The organism is Nocardiopsis sp. NRRL B-16309 (assembly GCF_001279585.1).
Classification (GTDB): domain Bacteria; phylum Actinomycetota; class Actinomycetes; order Streptosporangiales; family Streptosporangiaceae; genus Nocardiopsis.
In genome coordinates, this window is record NZ_LGEC01000114.1 from 154312 (window position 1) to 171283 (window position 16972).

A 16972-nucleotide genomic window follows, 5' to 3' on the forward strand; every position below is an offset into this window, starting at 1 on the left:
TGCCGGTTCACGCGTCGGCGAGGGCTGTGGACAACCGGTGCTCGGGGCCGGTCAGAAGGTGCCGGCGGGCCATTCCGAGAGCACGGACCCGGGGTCGGGCACGGCGACGTCGACCTCGCCGTCGAGGCTGCGGAAGGTGTAGTCGAGGTTCCAGTACGCGATGTCGACGGGCTCCCCGGTGTTCGGGGTCTCCACCAGGAGGTTGAGCGGCGCGTGGTCCTCGCCGACGATGAGGACGAACGCGGTCGCGGCGCCGTCGTCGCCGGTGTAGGTGCCCTCCAGGCGGGTGCCGGGCACGGTCGGGCCGGTCTCGGGCTCGGCGTAGGCGGGGTCGTAGATCTGCCGGTGCTCCAGGACCGGCGCGAACTCGGTCGGCCGCTCGTCGGTGACCTCGCCCGTCTCCGCGATCGCCGTCAGGGGTCCCGCCACGGCCTCGGGGGTGTAGTCGGCCGGGTCGTAGCCGGTGCTGTCGGAGACGTCGACCCACTCCCCGGCCGGGCCCGCCGCGACGATCACCCGGTCGTCGACGAACATGCTCTCGGAGTACTCCGAGGCGTAGGTCCCCACCCGGCGCTGCATGACGTCGTCGCCGTAGGTGAAGTGGTCGAACCAGACCCGGTTGCCCGTCGCCCCGATCGGGTCGAGCGGCGGCTCCTGCGGTGGCCCGGAGCCGTCCCCGGGGTACTGGTGGATCGACACCTCGAAGCTGTCGGCGTCCAGGAAGACCTCCGCCGACGCGGCGGCCAGGCCGATGCCGGCGGGGTCCGGCTCGGGCTCCTCCGGAGCCGAGGACTCCTCGGCGGCCGGGGGGACGACGGCGTTCGGCTCCTCCTGCTCCAGGCTCCTGAACAGCAGGTATCCGCCTCCGGCGACCACGCCGGCGGCGATGACCCCGATGGTCGCCAGGACCGCGATCCTGGTGCCGGACAGACCGGTGCCACCGCCCTCGGCGGCGTCCGTTTCCGGGGGGACGTCCGCCGCGCCCGGTCCCGGGCCGGATCCGAACACCCCGGAGGCCGCGTGGCCGGAGAACCCGCCGTCCGAGGGCAGCCCTGCGGGGGCGCCCGGACGTGCCGCGCGGGCCCCGAGGGGAGGCGGTTCGGGCTCGACGGACGGGCCCGGGGCGAAGGCCCCTCCCGGGGAACCGCCGGGGGACCCGCCCGATGCGCCGGGCCCGCCGGACATGGCGGGGGACCCGCCGGGTGCGGCGGGAGTGCCGGGGGCATCAGAGGTGTCGGTGCCCGCCGCGAGAGAAGCGCCCGTCCCCGCCGGGGCCGCGCCACCGGCGGGTGCGCCCGCCCGCGCGGCACCGGGCGCGGGCGGCGCGAGCGCAGCGGACGAGCCGCCCCGGGCGGTCGGTCCGGCGTGCGCCCGCTGGGGATCCGCGTCGCGCGCCCCCGGCTCCGACGCGGCGCGCGCCGCCGCGCTCCACAGCCCCGGGTCGTGCCAGGAGGTGTCCACGCTCGGCCAGTGCTCGCCGATCAGCGCCCACAGGCGGTCGGACCACTCCCGGGCGGGGACGTCCTCGCCGATGCCCAGGAGAAGCAGGAGTTCGAGGTAGACCTCCTCCGTCTCGGGACGCGCGGCCGGGTCGGGCGACAGGGCCCGCAGGACGAGGGGTTCGAGCCCGTCGGGCAGCTGCCCGGGACGGGCGGGAGTGCGTCCGGCGCTGAACAGCACGAGCCGTCCCCACGCGGCCGTGTCGCCGAGGGTGCCCGCCCGCGCCCGCTGGGTCCACCGGCCGAGCCCGTGGTCGACCAGGTGCGGGCCGTCCGGCGAGACGACCACGCTCTCCGGGCGGATGTCGCCGTGGACGAGGCCGGCCGCGTGCAGGGAGCTGAGGGCCTCGGCGTAGCCCGCGGCCGCCACGGTCAGCGCGTGGCCGGTCAGCGGCCCCTGGTGCTGGAGGTGGTCGCGCAGGGAGTGCCCGGGGATGTAGTCGGTCGCGGTCCACGGCGAGCCCTCGTGCAGCCCGCCGTCGTGCGCCACGGCCGCGCACAGGCTGGACACCCGCTGTCCCGCGGCGACCCTGTCGGCGAGCTCGTCCGCCGTCCCGGCCGCGGCGGGGGCGCCGGCGTGCATGACGGCGCTCGGCGCGCCGTCCGGGGAGACGGCGGCGTAGACCACGGCCGCGGGACCGGAGAAGAGCCGACCGATGATCCTGTACGGCCCGATGAGGCTGGGGTCGCTCTGAGTGAGCGGGCTGACGCCGGAGGGCAGGCGACGTGCTGGGGGCATAGCCATATCGGAGGGGAATCTTCCCAGAATCACGGGTGAGGTGACTCAGACGTCTGGCATATCGGAGAGGGCTCGATTGTAGACCGGAACAAATCTCGCCAACAAGACGAACAGGTCACCGAACGGCGCCGAGACCACACGGGTCGGCCGCCCCGGGCGCGGCGCGCGAGGCGCCGGATCCGCCGCGCCACCGCCGGTAAAACCCGTTGCCGAGCGTGAGCGCGGCGTGGAAGCCTGCGGCCGTGGGATACGTGGAGGTCAATCAGGTCGGGCACACCCTGCCCGACGGACGCGTGCTGTTGAGCGCGGTGTCGTTCCGGGTGGGCGAGGGCTCCAACACCGCGCTCGTGGGAGCCAACGGCGCTGGCAAGAGCACACTGCTGCGCCTGGTCCGGGGTGAGGCCGCCCCGCAGGAGGGCGCCGTCACCCTGGACGGCGAACTGGGCGTCATGCCGCAGTTCGTCGGGCACGTCCGGGACGAGACCACCGTGCACGAGCTGCTGGTGTCGGTCTCCCCCGCCGCGGTCAGGACCGCGCACGCCGACCTGGAGGCGGCCGAGACCGCCATGATGGTCGACGACGGCGAGAAGACCCAGATGCGCTACGCCGAGGCGATGGCCCGCTACGGGGACGCGGGCGGCTACGAGGCCGAGGTCGTGTGGGACCAGTGCTGCGTCGCGGCCCTGGGCGCCCCCTACGAGCGCTGCCGGTGGCGCGAGGTGCGCACCCTGTCCGGGGGCGAGCAGAAGCGCCTGGTCATCGAGGCGCTGCTGCGCGGGCCGGCCCCGGTCCTGCTCCTGGACGAGCCCGACAACTACCTGGACGTTCCGGGCAAGCGCTGGCTGGAGGAGGCGCTCCTGGCCTCGCCCAAGACGGTCCTGTTCGTCTCGCACGACCGCGAACTGCTCAGCCGCGTCCCCGACCGCATCGTCACGCTGGAACTGGGCGCCGCGGGCAACACGGCGTGGGTGCACGGCGGCGCGTTCGACACCTACCACGCGGCCCGCCGCGAGCGCTTCGCCCGGCTGGACGAGCTGCGGCGGCGCTGGGACGAGGAGCACCGCAAGCTGCGCTCCCTGGTGTCGATGTACAAGCAGAAGGCCGCCTACAACTCGGACATGGCCTCGCGCTACCAGTCCGCGCGCACCCGGCTGCGCCGCTTCGAGGACGCCGGACCGCCGGAGGGGCAGCCCCGCGAGCAGCACCTGCGGATGCGGTTGCGCGGCGGCCGGACCGGACGGCGGGCGCTGGTGTGCGAGGACCTGGAGCTGACCGGGCTGATGCGGCCCTTCGGACTGGAGGTCTGGTACGGCGAGCGGGTCGCGGTCCTGGGGTCCAACGGATCGGGGAAGTCGCACTTCCTGCGGCTGCTCGCCGGAGGCGGCGACGACCCGGAGTCGTCGCTGGTACCCGAGGAGCAGCGGCGCCGCGTCCCGACGGTCCGCAGCACGGGCCGTGCGGTGCTCGGGGCGCGCGTGCTGCCGGGCTGGTTCGCCCAGACGCACGAGCACCCGGAGTTCGCCGGCCGCACGCTCCTGGACATCCTGCACAACGGGGAGGGGACCCGCAGCGGCGTGCCGCGCGAGGAGGCCGCGCGGGCGCTGGACCGCTACGAGCTGGCCCCGGCCGCGGAGCAGGCCTTCGACTCGCTCTCCGGCGGACAGCAGGCGCGGTTCCAGATCCTGCTGCTGGAGCTGACCGGCTCGACGATGCTGCTGCTGGACGAGCCCACCGACAACCTGGACGTCGTGTCAGCGGAGGCGCTGGAGACCGCGCTGGAGGCTTTCGAGGGAACCGTGCTGGCGGTCACCCACGACCGCTGGTTCGCGCGCGGATTCGACCGGTTCGTGGTGTTCGGCGCGGACGGACGCGTGCGGGAGGTGCCGGAGCCGGTGTGGGACGAGGAGCGCGTCCGCCGGGACCGCTGAGGGGTGTGTACAGAAGCGTATACATCCGGTCACTTGACCGCGGCGCAACAGGGACGGTCATCCCGCGAAACACGCGGGTAGTTGCCTTCGCTCCGGCGACCACGGAGCACGTCGGGACCTGCCCGACTCTTCCCCCTGAGAGCGGAGGCCGCGTATGTCGATCCCCCAGAACGCCACCGGACCGGAGAGCGGACCGGAGGACGAGAGGCCCGGGGCCGGCCTGATGGTCGTCTACGGGTTCCAGCACATCCTGGCCATGTACGCCGGGGTCGTGACCCCGCCCATCATCGTCGGATCGGTCGTGGGCCTGTCCACCGCGGAGATGGGTCTGCTCATCAGCGCGGCGCTCCTGGTCAGCGGCCTGGCGACGCTCCTGCAGACGATGGGCGTGTGGCGCTTCGGCGCCCGGCTGCCCTCGGTCATCGGCATCTCGTTCGTGCCGGTCAGCGCGATGGTCGGCATCGCGGGCGAGAGCGGGCTGCCCACGGTGTTCGGCGCCGCGCTCGTGGCGGGCGTGTTCGGCCTGTGCGTCGTCCCGGTCATGGCGAGCCTGATCCGGTTCTTCCCGCCGGTGGTGACCGGCAGCGTCATCACGATCATCGGGGTGTCGCTGTTCCCCGTCGCGGTCGGCTGGATCACGGAGAACGACGAGTCCGGCGTGCCGACGACCTCCGGGCTGGCGCTGGCCGGGACCACCCTGCTGCTCGTGCTGCTCCTGGCGTGGATCCTTCCCGGTGTGTGGAGCCGGATGGCGGTCCTGGGCGGACTCGTCCTGGGCACGGCGGTCGCCGCGGCCTTCGGACGGGTCGACTTCTCCGCGGTCGGCGAGGGCGCGGTCTTCTCGTTCGGCCAGCCGTTCTACTTCGGCCCGCCGGAGTTCCAGACGGCCGCGATCATCACCATGTGCGTGGTCATGCTCGTCATCCTGACCGAGGGTGTCGCCGACATCCTCGCGGTCGGGGAGATCGTGGGCGCCAGGATGGACGGGCGCCGCCTGGCCGACGGCCTGCGCGTGGACGCGCTGGCCTCCGTCGTCGGTCCGCTGCTCAACACCTTCCCCGGGAGCACGTTCAGCCAGAACGTCGGACTGGTGGCGCTGACCCGGGTCAGGAGCCGGTACGTGGTGGCCGTCGGCGGGCTGATCCTCATCACGCTCGGCCTGTTCCCGGTCCTGGGGCGGATCGTGGCGATGGTCCCCTCCCCGGTACTGGGCGGGGCCGGACTGGTGCTGTTCGGCTCGGTGGCCGCGGCGGGGATCCGGACGCTGGCCGCGGTGCGCTACGACGGGAACATGAACCTGATCGTCGTGGCGGTGGCGCTGGCCTTCGGCACGATCCCCCTGGCCGCGCCGGCGTTCTACGACGGCTTCCCGAGCTGGGCCGCGATGATCCTGAGCTCGGGGATCGTGGCGGGGGCGATCGCGGCACTGCTGCTCAACGCCTGCTTCAACATCCTGGGCCGCGGGGACCGCGGAACCGAGACGGACGGAGCCCCCGGGGAAGAGGGGGCGCCCGAGGTGGACAGGACGCCCGAGACGGGTGGGGCACCCGGGGCGGAGACGGCATCGGAGCAGACCGAGGCGGCCGGACCTCCGGCCGCCGGGTCCGCCGGGAAGCCCTCCGGAAGCACGCCGAAGACGTGACGGACGGTACCGGTCGGCCCCCTCACCCGACCGGTACCTCCAGCTCGACCGTGGCGGAGCACTCCTCGCGGCAGCCCTCGATCCGCAGCACCCCGCCCGGCTCGGCGTCCACCACGCGGAACGCCGCCCGGGTGGTGGATCCCGCCCCCAGCTCGTACCGCCCGGCCGCCGAGGCGACGTCGTGCTCCTCGCCGTCGGGGTCGACGTACACGGCGCCGAGGAGGTCGATGTCCACCGGGTGGACGGTACTGACGTCGACGGTCATCTCCAGGTCCTGTGCGTGGTAGGCGCTCACCAGCGAAGCGTGCACGCCCTCGGAGGACGCGCTCCGCTCTCCGGCCCCGAACAGTCCGGGCCCCGGGTCGGCGCCGTCGACCAGGAAGTCCTCGATCCGGTCGCCCTCGGACTCGAAACCGGTGAAGTGCGCGCACTGGCGCTCCTGCGGCGGGTCCGCGTCCTTGTCCCCGGGGTCGCACAGCTCGAAGCCCTGGGCGGTCGGCCGCACCTCGGCCGCGGTGAGCGGGCGGCCCTCGTCGGCCCGCGCCTGGGCGACCGAGATCCGGTGGGTGAGGAACGCGTCGGCGGTGGAGCCCTCGGGGGTGAGCAGCCAGCCCTCGCGCATGCGGTCGGGTTCGTCGGTCGCCGCGAGGGCGTCCATGTACTCGGCCGCGGCCTCGGGCGCGGCCTCGTACTCCGGAGTGGGAGTGGCGGTGGTCGGGGACCGGGAGGGCGACGGCTCCCCTTCGGACGCGGTCGGCGCCTCCTCGTCCGGCGTCCCGGTGCCCGGCGCGGTCCCGTCCGGCGACTCACCGTCAGGTGCTTCCCCGCCCGGTGCCTCGGTGTCCGACGTGGTCGCGCCCGGTGGCTCCTGCTCCGGTGACCCCTCGTCCGGCGGCGCCGGGGTTCCGGTGTCCTCCGCGGGACCGACGGCCGCGGGCGGCTCCTGCTCCTGCGCCCACCCGCAGGCCGCGGTGGCCAGGAGGAGTGCGGCCGCCACCGCCGCCGAGGCACGCAGACGCGTCGAGGCCATAGGGCTCCTCCCCCGAGATCACCACGATGCCGTGCGGGCCGAGCCTAGTTTGGATTGTCCAAATTGAGGTTGTTCTGCCCACTATGTCCGTCTATGCGAAGGGGAAAGAGGCGGCCAAGTCTCCGTCCCCAGACACCGGGCGGGCGGAGGTACGGCGCTCAGCACGGGCACGTCCTTGCACCCGCGCGGCCGTGGCGCGCATGCTGGCGGCGACGAACGGCGGTGGTGGACCGATGAGCGCGACGGCGGCGGACGTGATCGCGAGCCTGGCGGACGGGGGCTCCTTCGACCCGTGGGACGACCACGCGTACCCGCTCGCCCCGGAACCGGCCTACGCGGCCGCGCTGGAGCGCGCGCGGGCGGCGACCGGGCTGGCCGAGTCCGTGGTCACGGGGCGGGCCCGGATCGGCGGGCGGCCGGTGGCCCTGGTCGTGTCCGAGTTCGCCTTCCTGGCCGGATCGATCGGGACGGCCACCGCCGAACGCATCATCCGGGCGGTCGAACGCGCCACGGACGAGGGCCTGCCCGTGGTGGCCGCGCCGTGTTCCGGTGGAACCCGCATGCAGGAGGGCACGGTCGCCTTCGTCCGCATGGTCGAGGTGACGGCCGCGCTCGCCGCGCACCGGGCGGCCGGGCTCCCCTACCTCGTCTACCTGCGCCATCCCACGACCGGCGGCGTGTTCGCGTCCTGGGGGTCGCTGGGCCACGCGACCTTCGCCGAGCCCGGCGCGCTGCTGGGCTTCCTGGGACCGCGGGTGTACCGGGCCCTGGAGGGCAGGCCGTTCCCGGCCGGAGTACAGACCGCCGAGAACCTGGCCCGGCACGGGCTGGTCGACGGGGTCGTGCCGCTCGACGCGATCGGCGGGGTGCTCGCCCGGACCCTGGCCGTCCTGGCGACCGGCACGCGGGACACGACCGGAGCGACACGTACCGCCCACACGAGGGGGCAGGAGCCGGCCGGCACGGCCGGCCCACAGGATGCGGCCCACACGGACGACCGGACCCCTACGTCCGCTGCGACCGGCGCCGCGAGGGCCGACACCGCGGCGCCCCCGGCGTGGGAGGCGGTCCTGCGCTCGCGGGACCCGGAACGCCCCGGGGCCCTCGACCTCCTGGCGACCGCCGCCGACGTGGTCCGCCTGTCCCGCGGCGCGATCGTCCTCGCCACCGCCCGCTTCGGCTCCGTGCCCTGCGTGGTCCTCGCCCAGGACCGCCGGGCGCAGCGCGCGGGCCACCCGCTGGGCCCGGCGGCCCTGCGCACCGCGCGGCGCGGCGTCGCGCTCGCGACCGGTCTCGGCCTCCCGCTCGTCACGGTCGTCGACACCCCCGGCGCCGACCTGTCGCGCGAGGCCGAGGAGGGCGGACTGGCCGCGGAGATCGCCGCCTGCATCGCTGACCTGGCCGGCGCCCCCTTCCCCGTCCTGTGCGTGGTCCTCGGTGAGGGCTGCGGCGGCGGAGCGCTCGCCCTGCTGCCCGCCGACCGCGTCCTGGCGGCGCGGCACGCCTGGATCGCGCCGCTGCCGCCCGAGGGCGCGAGCGCGATCGTGCACCGCACCGTCGACCGGGCCGCGGAACTCGCCGCGGCCCTCGGCCTCACCGCGTCCGACCTGGCCCGCGCGGGGATCGTGGACCGGATCGTCGCCGAACGGCCGGACGCCGCCGCCGAACCCGGGGCCTTCGTCCGGCGGATGGGCCGGGCGGTCACCGAGGAGCTGGCGGCGCTCGCCCGCGGCCCGGTCCCCGACCGGGCCGCACGCCTGCGGCCGACCGCCCCGGTCAGGGGCGCAGGACGACCGGGAACTCCGCCAGGCTGTTGACCGACAGCGCGGACTCCACCCGCAGCTCCTCGTCCGGGACGGCCAGCCGCAGGTCGGGGAAGCGCTCGAAGAGCATCGGCAGGATGATCCGGGCCTCCAGCCGCGACAGCGGGGCGCCCGGGCAGATGTGCGGCCCGTACCCGAAGCTGATGTGGCGGCCCCGGGTGCGCGTGACGTCGAAGACCTCCGGGTGCGGGTCCTCGCCGAACTCGGCACGGTCCCGGCTGGTCGCCCCGTAGTGCGTCAGCAGCGCGTCACCCTCGCGGATGGTCCGGCCGCCGATCTCGACGTCCTCGGTGGCGAACCGGAACATCATGAGGTTGTTGGGCGGGTCGTAGCGCAGGACCTCCTCGATGACCGCCTCCCAGGTGACCTTGCCCTGGTCGAGCAGCGCGAACTGGTCGGGGTGGGCCAGCAGCGCCCGCACCGCGTTGGTCAGCAGGTTCACCGTGGTCTCGTGCCCGGCCGCCACCACCGACAGCAGCGTGATGGTGATCTCCGTGTCGCTGAGGGCGTCCCCGTCCTCCCCCGCGTTCAGCAGGTCGGTGGTGAAGTCGTCGCCCGGCTCGGCGCGCTTGCGGGCGACCATCTCGCCGAAGAACTGGAAGAGCGCCCCGTAGATCCGCAGGTGCTCGCCGTCGGCCATGTCGCCGGAGAAGAGCTTGGCGTACATCTCGCCCAGCTGCGAGTACTCGGACTCGGCCACCCCGTACAGCTCACCGATCACGCTCATGGGCACCTTGAAGGTGAACTCGGACTTCAGGTCCAGCCGCTCCCCCGCCCGGGGCTCCAGGGCGTCGAGCGCCGCGGCCGTGATCCGCTCGATGTCCGGCCGCAGCCGCTCGACCCGGCGCGCGGAGAACGGACTGGCGGTGAGCTGGCGCAGCCGCCGGTGCGGGGCGCCGTCCAGGGCCAGCATGTTCGAGTTGTCCAGGGGGATCGTGCCCAGCAGCGGCCATCCCTCGGGCACCCGGCCGTTCTGGTAGTCGGCCCAGTGGTCCACGCTCTTGACGAACCGGGGGTCGGTGAGGGTGGCGCGGCTGACCTCGTGGTGGGTCGTGGCCCAGGCCCGGACCCCGCCGGGCAGCTCCACCCGCGTGACCGGTCCCGCCTGGTAGAGGCGCTCGCGGTCGGCCTGGACGTCGTCGGGCACGGCGTGGATGAGGGGGACGCCGTCGGGACTGTGCTGAACGGGGCAGGACATCAGTTCACTCCTTGTGGGGTGGAGGGCGTGAAGGTGACGGGGAGGGCGGTCACGCCCCGGATCCACGGAGAGGGCCGCCACCGCACGTCCTGGGCCGCGATCGCCAGTTCCAGGTCGGGCAGGCGGTCGAGGAGCACCTCCACGGCCGTGACCGCCATCGTCTCGGCCAGTCCGCGGGCGGCGTAGGGGCAGCCGTGCTCACCGTGGGAGAAGGAGAGGTGGGCGTGGTTGGCGCCGTGCCCGGACGCCGTCCGCCCCGCCGCCGTCCCGCCGGCCCGCAGCCACGGGTCCCGGTTGGCCGCGGCGAAGCCGAGCACCAGCAGGTCCCCCGTCCGGATGATCCGCCCGCCCAGCTCGACGTCGTGGGCGGCGAAGCGGCCGGCGTTCATCTGCGAGGGCGAGTCCTCCCACAGGACCTCCACCAGGGCCTCGCGGACGCTGCTGCGCGCCCCGGACAGCGACGCGGCGAAGCGGTCGTCGGTGAGCATCAGGCGCAGGGCGTTGCCGATCCACTCGGCCGTGGTCTGGTGGGCGCCGCCCAGGATGGCGACGAGTTCGGCGACCAGGTCCCCGTCGGTGTAGCCGGCGGGGTGGGCGATCATCCGCGACACCACGTCCGGGCCGGGAGCGGCCCGGCGGTCGGCGACCAGCCGGGTGAACTCCGCGGCGATGCGGCCGTGCGCCGCCACGGACTCGGGACCGGCGTCGAACACCGTGCTCATGTCCGAGGTGATCGCCTCGCCCTTCTCGTCGTCCAGGCCGTACATCCAGCACAGCAGGAGCGAGGGCAGGCGCTGGGCGTACTGGGTGCGCAGGTCGGCGGCGCTGTCGGTGCAGAACCCGTCGATGAGGCGGTCGGCCAGCCGGGTGGTGACCGTCCGCAGCTCGTAGGGGTCGGCGCCGTGCAGCGCGTCGTTGACGGCCGCGGCGCGGCGCCGGTGCTCGGCGCCCTCGGCCGAGAGGAGGTTGGGCAGCGGGGCCAGGACCGGCAGCAGCGGCCAGTCCTCGGGCACCCGGTCCCAGGCGTTCCAGCGGCGCGGGCTGCGCGCGAACACGTCCGGGGTGCTCAGGACGTGGTGCAGCTCGCGGTAGCCGATGACCAGCCAGGCCGGGACGTCGGCCTCCAGCAGCACCGGCACGACCGGCCCGTGCTCGTCGCGCATGGTCCGGTAGAGGGCGGCCGGGTCGTCGTGGAAGCCGGGGCCGTACAGGCGGACGGGATCGCTCACCGGGGAGCCTCCGTGGGGGGAAGGGGGGCGAGGGGGGTGGGTGCGGCCGGGCCGCGCCCGGTCGTGCGGCGCGCGGCCCGGCCGGTGTTCAGGGACGCAGGAGGACCGGGAGCTCCTTGAGGCTGTTGACGATGATGGACGGGTGGTTGGCGAGCTCCTCGTCGGGCACGGCCAACCGCAGGTCCGGGTAGCGCTCGAAGAGCATGGGCAGGGCGATCCGCCCCTCCATCCGGGCCAGCGCGGCGCCCGGGCACACGTGCGGGCCGTAGCCGAAGGACATGTGCCGGCCCTGGGACCGGGTGAGGTCGAACACGGCCGGGTCGGGGTCCTCGCCGTGCTCGGCGCGGTCCCGGCTGATCGCTCCGTAGGAGACCATGAGCGCCTCGCCCTTGGCGATGACGGTGTCCCCGACCCCGATGTCCTCGGTGGCGAAGCGGAAGATCATGTTGGAGGTGGGCGGGTCGTACCGCAGCGCCTCCTCGACCACCGCGTCCCATCCGACCTTGCCCTCCTTGACCAGGGCGAACTGGTCGGGGTGGGCGAGCAGGGCGCGGACCGCGTTGCACAGCAGGTTGACCGTGGTCTCGTGGCCCGCGGCCACCGTCACCTGGAGGGTGCCGCGCACCTCCAGGTCGGTGAGGGCGTCGCCGTCCTCGCCCGCCTGGAGCAGCTCGGTGGTGAGGTCGTCGCCGGGCTCGGCGCGCTTGGCGGCGATCATGTCGTCGTAGTAGCGCTCCAGCTCGGCGTAGACGCGCATGAACTCCTCCGGGCCGGTGACCGAGGAGAAGAACTTCACGTACATGTCGCGCAGGTAGGGGAACTCCGAGCGGTCCACGCCGTACAGCTCGCCGATGACGCTCATCGGCAGCCGGAACGCGAACTCCGACTTCAGGTCCAGGGGCCGGTCGGCGGCCGGCTCCATCGCGTCGAGCAGCTCGGTGGTGAGCTCGTGGATGCGGGGCCGCAGCCGTTCCACCGTGCGCGCGGAGAAGGCCTTGGCGGTGAGCAGGCGCAGCCGCCGGTGCTCGGCGCCGTCGGTGCCCAGCAGGTTGGTGGGGGTGGGCGGGATGGTGCTCAGCAGCGGCCAGGTCTGCGGGATCCGGCCGTTCTGGTAGTCGTCCCAGTGCGCGACGTCCTTGACCAGGCGGCTGTCGGTGAGCAGCGCGCGGGCGGTCTCGTGGTGGGTGACGCCCCAGGCGGTCACGCCCTCGGGGAACTCCACGCGGGTCAGCGGACCCGCCGCGTGCAGGGCCTCGCGTTCGGCGGGCAGGTCGGTGACGTAGGGGTCCAGGACGAAGGTGCCGCCGGAGCCGTGCTGGACGGGACAGGGCATCAGGAGTCTCCTCGGGGTGGGGCGGGGGTGAAGGTGACGGGAAGCGAGGCGACGCCGCGGACCCAGGGTGAGGGGCGCCAGCGCAGTTCCGCGGCGGGGACCGCCAGTTCGAGGTCGGGCAGCCGGTCCATGAGCACCTCGATCCCGGTCACGGCGACGGTCTCCGCGATCTCGCGTGCGGGGAAGGGGCAGCCGTGCTCGCCGTGGGAGAAGGACAGGTGGGCGTGGTTGCCCTGGCGGCCGGGCCCGTGCACCCCCTGGTGGACGCGCTGGTCGTGGTTGGCCCCGGCCAGCCCCAGGAGCAGCAGGTCGCCCTCGCGTATGAGCCGTCCGCCCAGCTCCACGTCGTGTGCGGCGAAGCGGCCCGCCTGGATCTGGGTGGGGGTGTCCTCCCACAGGACCTCGTTGAGGGCCTCGCGGGCGCTGCGGCGGGCACCCGCGATGGAGTCGGCGAAGCCGTCGTCGGTGAGCATCAGGCGCAGGGCGTTGCCGAGCCACTCGCCGGTGGGCTGGTGGCCGCCGCCGAGCACCACGATCAGCTCCGGGACCAGTTCCTCGTCGGTGAACCCGGCGGGGTGCGCGATCATCCGGGAGACGACGTCGTTGCCGGGGGACGCCCGGCGTTCGGCGACCAGTTCGGCCATGGCCGCCATCAGGGCGCGCTGGGCGTCCATCGCCGCGGGTCCGCCGTCGATCATGGTGGTCATGTCGTTGGTGAGCCGGTCCCCGCGCTGGTCGTCGAGCCCGTACATCCAGCTCAGGACGAGGGCGGGCAGGCGCGCGGTGTAGGCGGCCCGCAGGTCGGTACCCGTGGATCCGCAGAAACCGTCGACGAGCCGGTCGGCCAGCCGCGTGGCGACCGTGCGCAGCTCGTGGGCGTCCACCCCGGCCAGGGCGTCGCCGATCGCCCCCGCCCGGCGCCGGTGCTCGTCGCCCTCGGAGTAGAGCACGGTGGGCAGCTGCATCACCAGCGGCAGCAGGGGCCAGTCCTCGGGGACCTTCGGCCAGGCGTTCCAGCGGCGCGAGCTGCGGGCGAACACCGCGGGATCGCTCACCACGTGGTGGAGCTCGCGGTAGCCGATGACCAGCCAGGCGGGGATCCCGCCCTCCATCTCCACCGGGACGACCGGCCCGTGCTCGGCGCGCATCTCCTGGTAGAGGCCCGTGGGGTCGGTCTGGAAACGCGGTCCGTAGAGGGAGACCGGGCAGTCGTTCACCGGGAGCCTTCCGTGACGAGGGAGCGGACGTGGCGGACCAGCGCGATGAGGACCTGTTTGGCCGAGTCGCGCTCGCGCGCGTCGCAGCGGACCAGGGGCACGCCGGGGTCCAGGTCCAGGGCGGAGCGCACCTCGTCGAGGCCGTGGGAGCTCTCGCCGAAGTCGTTGTGCGCGACGACGAAGGGGGTGCCCTGGGCCTCCAGCCGGTCGATGGCGTAGAAGGAGTCCGCCAGGCGCCGGGTGTCGACGAGCACCACGGCGCCCAGGGCGCCGGAGAACAGGCGGTCCCACAGGAACCAGAACCGCTCCTGCCCGGGTGCGCCGAAGACGTAGAGGACCGAGGTGGCGTCCAGGGTGATGCGGCCGAAGTCGAAGGCCACGGTGGTGGAGCGCTTGGCCTCCACCCCGTCCAGGTCGTCGACGCCGTCGCCGGCCCGCGTCATCGTCTCCTCGGTGTTGAGGGGGCGGATCTCGCTGACCGAGCGCACGAGGGTGGTCTTGCCGACCCCGAAGCCGCCGACGACGGCGATCTTGAGCGCCTGCTCCGCGGTCGCCAGGAGGGGGACCGGCGCGGCGTCGGGCGCGGGGGGTTCAGAGGTTGTGGAGTGCAACGAGCACCTTCTCCAACACGTCCGGGGAGGCCAGGGGCGTGGCCGGGGAGGGCGCCGGCCGGGGGTGGCGGGCGGTGACCCGGCCCGAGTCCAGGAGGTCGGTGAGCAGGATGCGCACGACCGCCACGGGCAGGCGCAGGTGCGCGGAGATCTCCACGACCGCCATCGGGCCGGACCCGCACATCCGCAGGATCTCGGCGTGTTCGGACTGCATTCCGGGCGCGGGCTCGCTCTCGGCCACGATCAGGGTGACGGCGTCCAGGGACTCGTCGGCTCCCGTGCTGCGCCCCGAGGTGATGACGTAGAGGCGGTCCGGCCCCTCCTGCCGGTGGGAGCGGCTCATACCGACCCGGTGGCGGCGCGGGGCGGGGTGGACAGGTGCTCGCCCATCTGCTCGACGAGCTCGTTCATGTTGTGCCCGACCAGGCCCGGCTCGGCCTCCTCGGAGGTGATGACGGCCAGGTGCGCCCCGTGCCCGGCCTCGACGATGAACAGCAGCCCGCCGTAGAACTCGGCCATGGCCTGGCGGACACCGCCCGCGCCGGGGCCGGCGCCGAACTCCACCGACGCGCTGTGCGCCAGGCTCTGCACACCGGCGGCGATGGCCGCGAGGTGGTCGGCGCTGTCCTTGTTCAGACTGGCGCTGTGGCACAGCTTGAGGCCGTCGCGGGAGAGCACCAGGGCGTGGCGGGCCCCGGGTGTGCGCTCCAGCAGCCCTTCGAGCAGCCAGGTCAACGTGTCAAGGTTCATCAGGCGTCCTTCGATGATCCGTTCGGGTCCTGGCCGCGTACCGCGGAGCGGAACGCACCGAAGCCCTTCGTCGGGGTGGCGGGGCCGGAGTCGGCGGGAGCGGGCCGGTCCTTCTCCGCGGCGGCGAGGGTCATACCGCGGCGTCGCTGCGGCAGACCGGTCTCCGCCCTCTCCCCACCGTCCGCGGTGGGGGGCGCGGACGGTGTGGTCTCGGTATCGGCGTCGGCCGCCGCCGCGGTCCCGGGGGACGCGGACGCCGCGGTCGGCGCGAGGCCGGACGTGGCGGCCGGGCCCTGGCCGACGGGCGGCCGGGGCAGGGGCTTGATGAGCTTCTGCGGCAGGAGCAGGACCACGGCGGTGCCGCCGCGGGAGGAGGAGCGGAAGGACACCGAGAGCCCGTAGCGCTGCGCGAGCTGCCCCACGACCGCCAGTCCGAGCCGTGTTCCGGAGATGGCGGCCAGGTCCAGACCGGACTCCACGGTGCGGCGGGCCCGTTCCAGGGCCTCCTCGCCCATGACCAGGCCGCCGTCCTCGACCATCACCGCGATCCCGGCCTGGACCTCCTCGACGTGGACGTGCACCTCCGAGGTGGGCGGCGAGAACCGGGCGGCGTTGTCCAGGATCTCCGCCAGGCAGTGCACCACGCCCTCCGCGGCGAAGCCCGCGACCGCCTGGGTGCACACGTTGTGCACCCGCACGCGCCGGTAGTCGCCGATGCGCCCCATGGCGCCGCGCACGATGCTCTCCATGCCGATGGCGCGTCCCCAGCGGCGGCCCGACCGGGCCCCGGTGAGCACGGCGATGCTGTCCGCGATCCGGCCGACCTGTGCCGTGCTGTGGTCCAGGTGCATGAGGTCGCCCAGGACGTCGTCGCCGGACCCGCCGCCGTCGCCGTGGCGCTCCTGCATCCGCCGCAGGTCGGCGAGCATCGTGGTGGCCAGGGCCTGGACCCGCCCGGCGGCGGTGGCGCAGGCGACCATGGCCGAGGCGCGGCGGCGCTCGGCCGCGGCGATCTGCGCGGCCACCGCGCCCAGGACGGCACGGCCCCCGGGGTCGGCCGGGGCGGGGACGCGGTGCAGAGCGGTCTCGGCCGAGTCCCCCTGGCGCAGCCGTTCGGCGAGCCTCGGCAGGTGGTCCTCGGCCAGTGCGGCGGTCTCGGCGCGCAACCGGGCGATCTCGCCGGTCAGCTCGCGGACGCGGCGGTCGCGGCGGGTGAGGAGCAGTGCGAGCACGACCAGCGACGCCAGGGCGGCCGCGGAGGCGACCAGGGCGGGCACGGTCCCCGCGGGGGGCACCGCCCACAGGGTCCAGGCCCACAGGGGCACGCTCAGGAGGGGGAGGTACAGCCAACCCGGTGCGGCGAGCCGTGAGGGGGCGGCGCCGGGAGGTGGGGGGATGTCAGTCATCGGGTTCCATGTCCTGCCGTTACCGTACGGTCACGCGCGGGGCACGCCGAAGGTCACAGCCCGCGTGCCGGAGTGCGCCGAGAGAAAAGACAGAATGGCCTTAACCTGCGCTTTTCAGCACACGGAGATTTAACCTACCACCAGTCGCGACAAGCGTCACGTCCGTACAATCACCGAACAATTCACCAGGCGCGGCATCCGGCGGCAGGCCCGTGGCGTCGGCGGATGCCGGAGAGCGGCCGACCGATCCGTCCCTCTCCGACAATCGCCGGAAAAACGCCCGTCGAGCCGCCAAAGAACACAAGGTGAACTGCGACGACGCCATAAAGTGCCGTCCGCGACCGGGACCGCGGAGCGCCCCCGCGGCGTTGCCGCCACCGGGACCCGGCCGCGGTCGCGGCGCCCGGTGCGGGGCTCCGGCGGGGCGGTCGGCCCGCCCACCGGAGCGGATTCGGCGGGGACGCGGCGACCCCGAGGCGTCCGGACGAGGTTCGACCTCAGGTCAGTGGGGAATCTTGACGTGGAACGACGCGTTACACCCCGCGAGACCGCACCAGCGCCTGGAGG

13 protein-coding genes are annotated in these 16972 nt (G+C 74.1%); 3 read left to right on the forward strand and 10 right to left on the reverse strand.

Annotated features, from left to right (window positions below):
• Positions 1–51: 51 nt before the first annotated feature.
• Positions 52–2238 carry a hypothetical protein gene (locus ADL05_RS25170; RefSeq protein WP_156366028.1) on the reverse strand — a complete coding sequence of 729 codons (2187 nt, stop codon included), beginning with the start codon at positions 2236–2238 and terminating at the stop codon, positions 52–54.
• Positions 2239–2480: 242 nt separating this feature from the next.
• Between ADL05_RS25170 and ADL05_RS25175 the strand changes: the two genes are divergently transcribed.
• Both ADL05_RS25175 and ADL05_RS25180 read left to right on the forward strand, forming a co-directional pair.
• Complete coding sequence (locus ADL05_RS25175; RefSeq protein WP_053619488.1) at positions 2481–4166, forward strand: ATP-binding cassette domain-containing protein; 1686 nt, start codon at positions 2481–2483, stop codon at positions 4164–4166.
• A gap of 154 nt (positions 4167–4320) precedes the next feature.
• Positions 4321–5808 carry a nucleobase:cation symporter-2 family protein gene (locus ADL05_RS25180; protein WP_082376886.1) on the forward strand — a complete coding sequence of 496 codons (1488 nt, stop codon included), beginning with the start codon at positions 4321–4323 and terminating at the stop codon, positions 5806–5808.
• A gap of 22 nt (positions 5809–5830) precedes the next feature.
• On the opposite strand, the gene ADL05_RS25185 is transcribed toward ADL05_RS25180, so the two are convergent.
• Positions 5831–6838, reverse strand: coding sequence for a hypothetical protein (locus ADL05_RS25185; protein ID WP_053619489.1), 1008 nt, complete (start codon positions 6836–6838; stop codon positions 5831–5833).
• Between the two features lie 233 nt (positions 6839–7071).
• On the opposite strand from ADL05_RS25185, the gene ADL05_RS25190 reads away from it, so the two are divergent.
• Positions 7072–8655 (forward strand): carboxyl transferase domain-containing protein, encoded by a 1584-nt coding sequence (locus tag ADL05_RS25190; protein WP_053619490.1) that lies wholly within the window; start codon positions 7072–7074, stop codon positions 8653–8655.
• Here the strand turns inward: ADL05_RS25190 and ADL05_RS25195 are convergent.
• The 8 genes from ADL05_RS25195 to ADL05_RS25230 form a co-directional block, all read right to left on the reverse strand.
• On the reverse strand, positions 8615–9859 hold the full coding sequence (locus ADL05_RS25195; protein WP_053619491.1) for a cytochrome P450: 1245 nt from the start codon (positions 9857–9859) through the stop codon (positions 8615–8617). The two genes, ADL05_RS25190 and ADL05_RS25195, sit on opposite strands and share 41 nt — an antisense overlap.
• Positions 9859–11088: a cytochrome P450 gene (locus ADL05_RS25200; protein ID WP_053619492.1), complete on the reverse strand. Its 1230-nt coding sequence runs from the start codon at positions 11086–11088 to the stop codon at positions 9859–9861. The genes ADL05_RS25195 and ADL05_RS25200 overlap by 1 nt, the downstream gene beginning before the upstream one ends.
• A gap of 88 nt (positions 11089–11176) precedes the next feature.
• Positions 11177–12421: a cytochrome P450 gene (locus ADL05_RS25205; RefSeq protein ID WP_053619493.1), complete on the reverse strand. Its 1245-nt coding sequence runs from the start codon at positions 12419–12421 to the stop codon at positions 11177–11179.
• Positions 12421–13638: a cytochrome P450 gene (locus tag ADL05_RS25210; protein ID WP_053619494.1), complete on the reverse strand. Its 1218-nt coding sequence runs from the start codon at positions 13636–13638 to the stop codon at positions 12421–12423. Before ADL05_RS25210 ends, ADL05_RS25205 begins: the two co-directional genes overlap by 1 nt.
• A complete protein-coding gene (locus ADL05_RS25215; protein ID WP_053619495.1) occupies positions 13635–14249 on the reverse strand; it encodes an ATP/GTP-binding protein in 615 nt (204 codons plus the stop codon). The genes ADL05_RS25210 and ADL05_RS25215 overlap by 4 nt, the downstream gene beginning before the upstream one ends.
• The gene (locus tag ADL05_RS25220; RefSeq protein WP_053619496.1) at positions 14230–14592 is read right to left on the reverse strand and encodes a DUF742 domain-containing protein; all 363 of its coding nucleotides are present in this window, start codon (positions 14590–14592) and stop codon (positions 14230–14232) included. The genes ADL05_RS25215 and ADL05_RS25220 overlap by 20 nt, the downstream gene beginning before the upstream one ends.
• Positions 14589–14999: a roadblock/LC7 domain-containing protein gene (locus ADL05_RS25225; RefSeq protein ID WP_053619497.1), complete on the reverse strand. Its 411-nt coding sequence runs from the start codon at positions 14997–14999 to the stop codon at positions 14589–14591. Before ADL05_RS25225 ends, ADL05_RS25220 begins: the two co-directional genes overlap by 4 nt.
• Positions 14999–16405, reverse strand: coding sequence for an ATP-binding protein (locus tag ADL05_RS25230; protein WP_082376887.1), 1407 nt, complete (start codon positions 16403–16405; stop codon positions 14999–15001). Before ADL05_RS25230 ends, ADL05_RS25225 begins: the two co-directional genes overlap by 1 nt.
• Between the last annotated feature and the right edge of the window lie 567 nt (positions 16406–16972).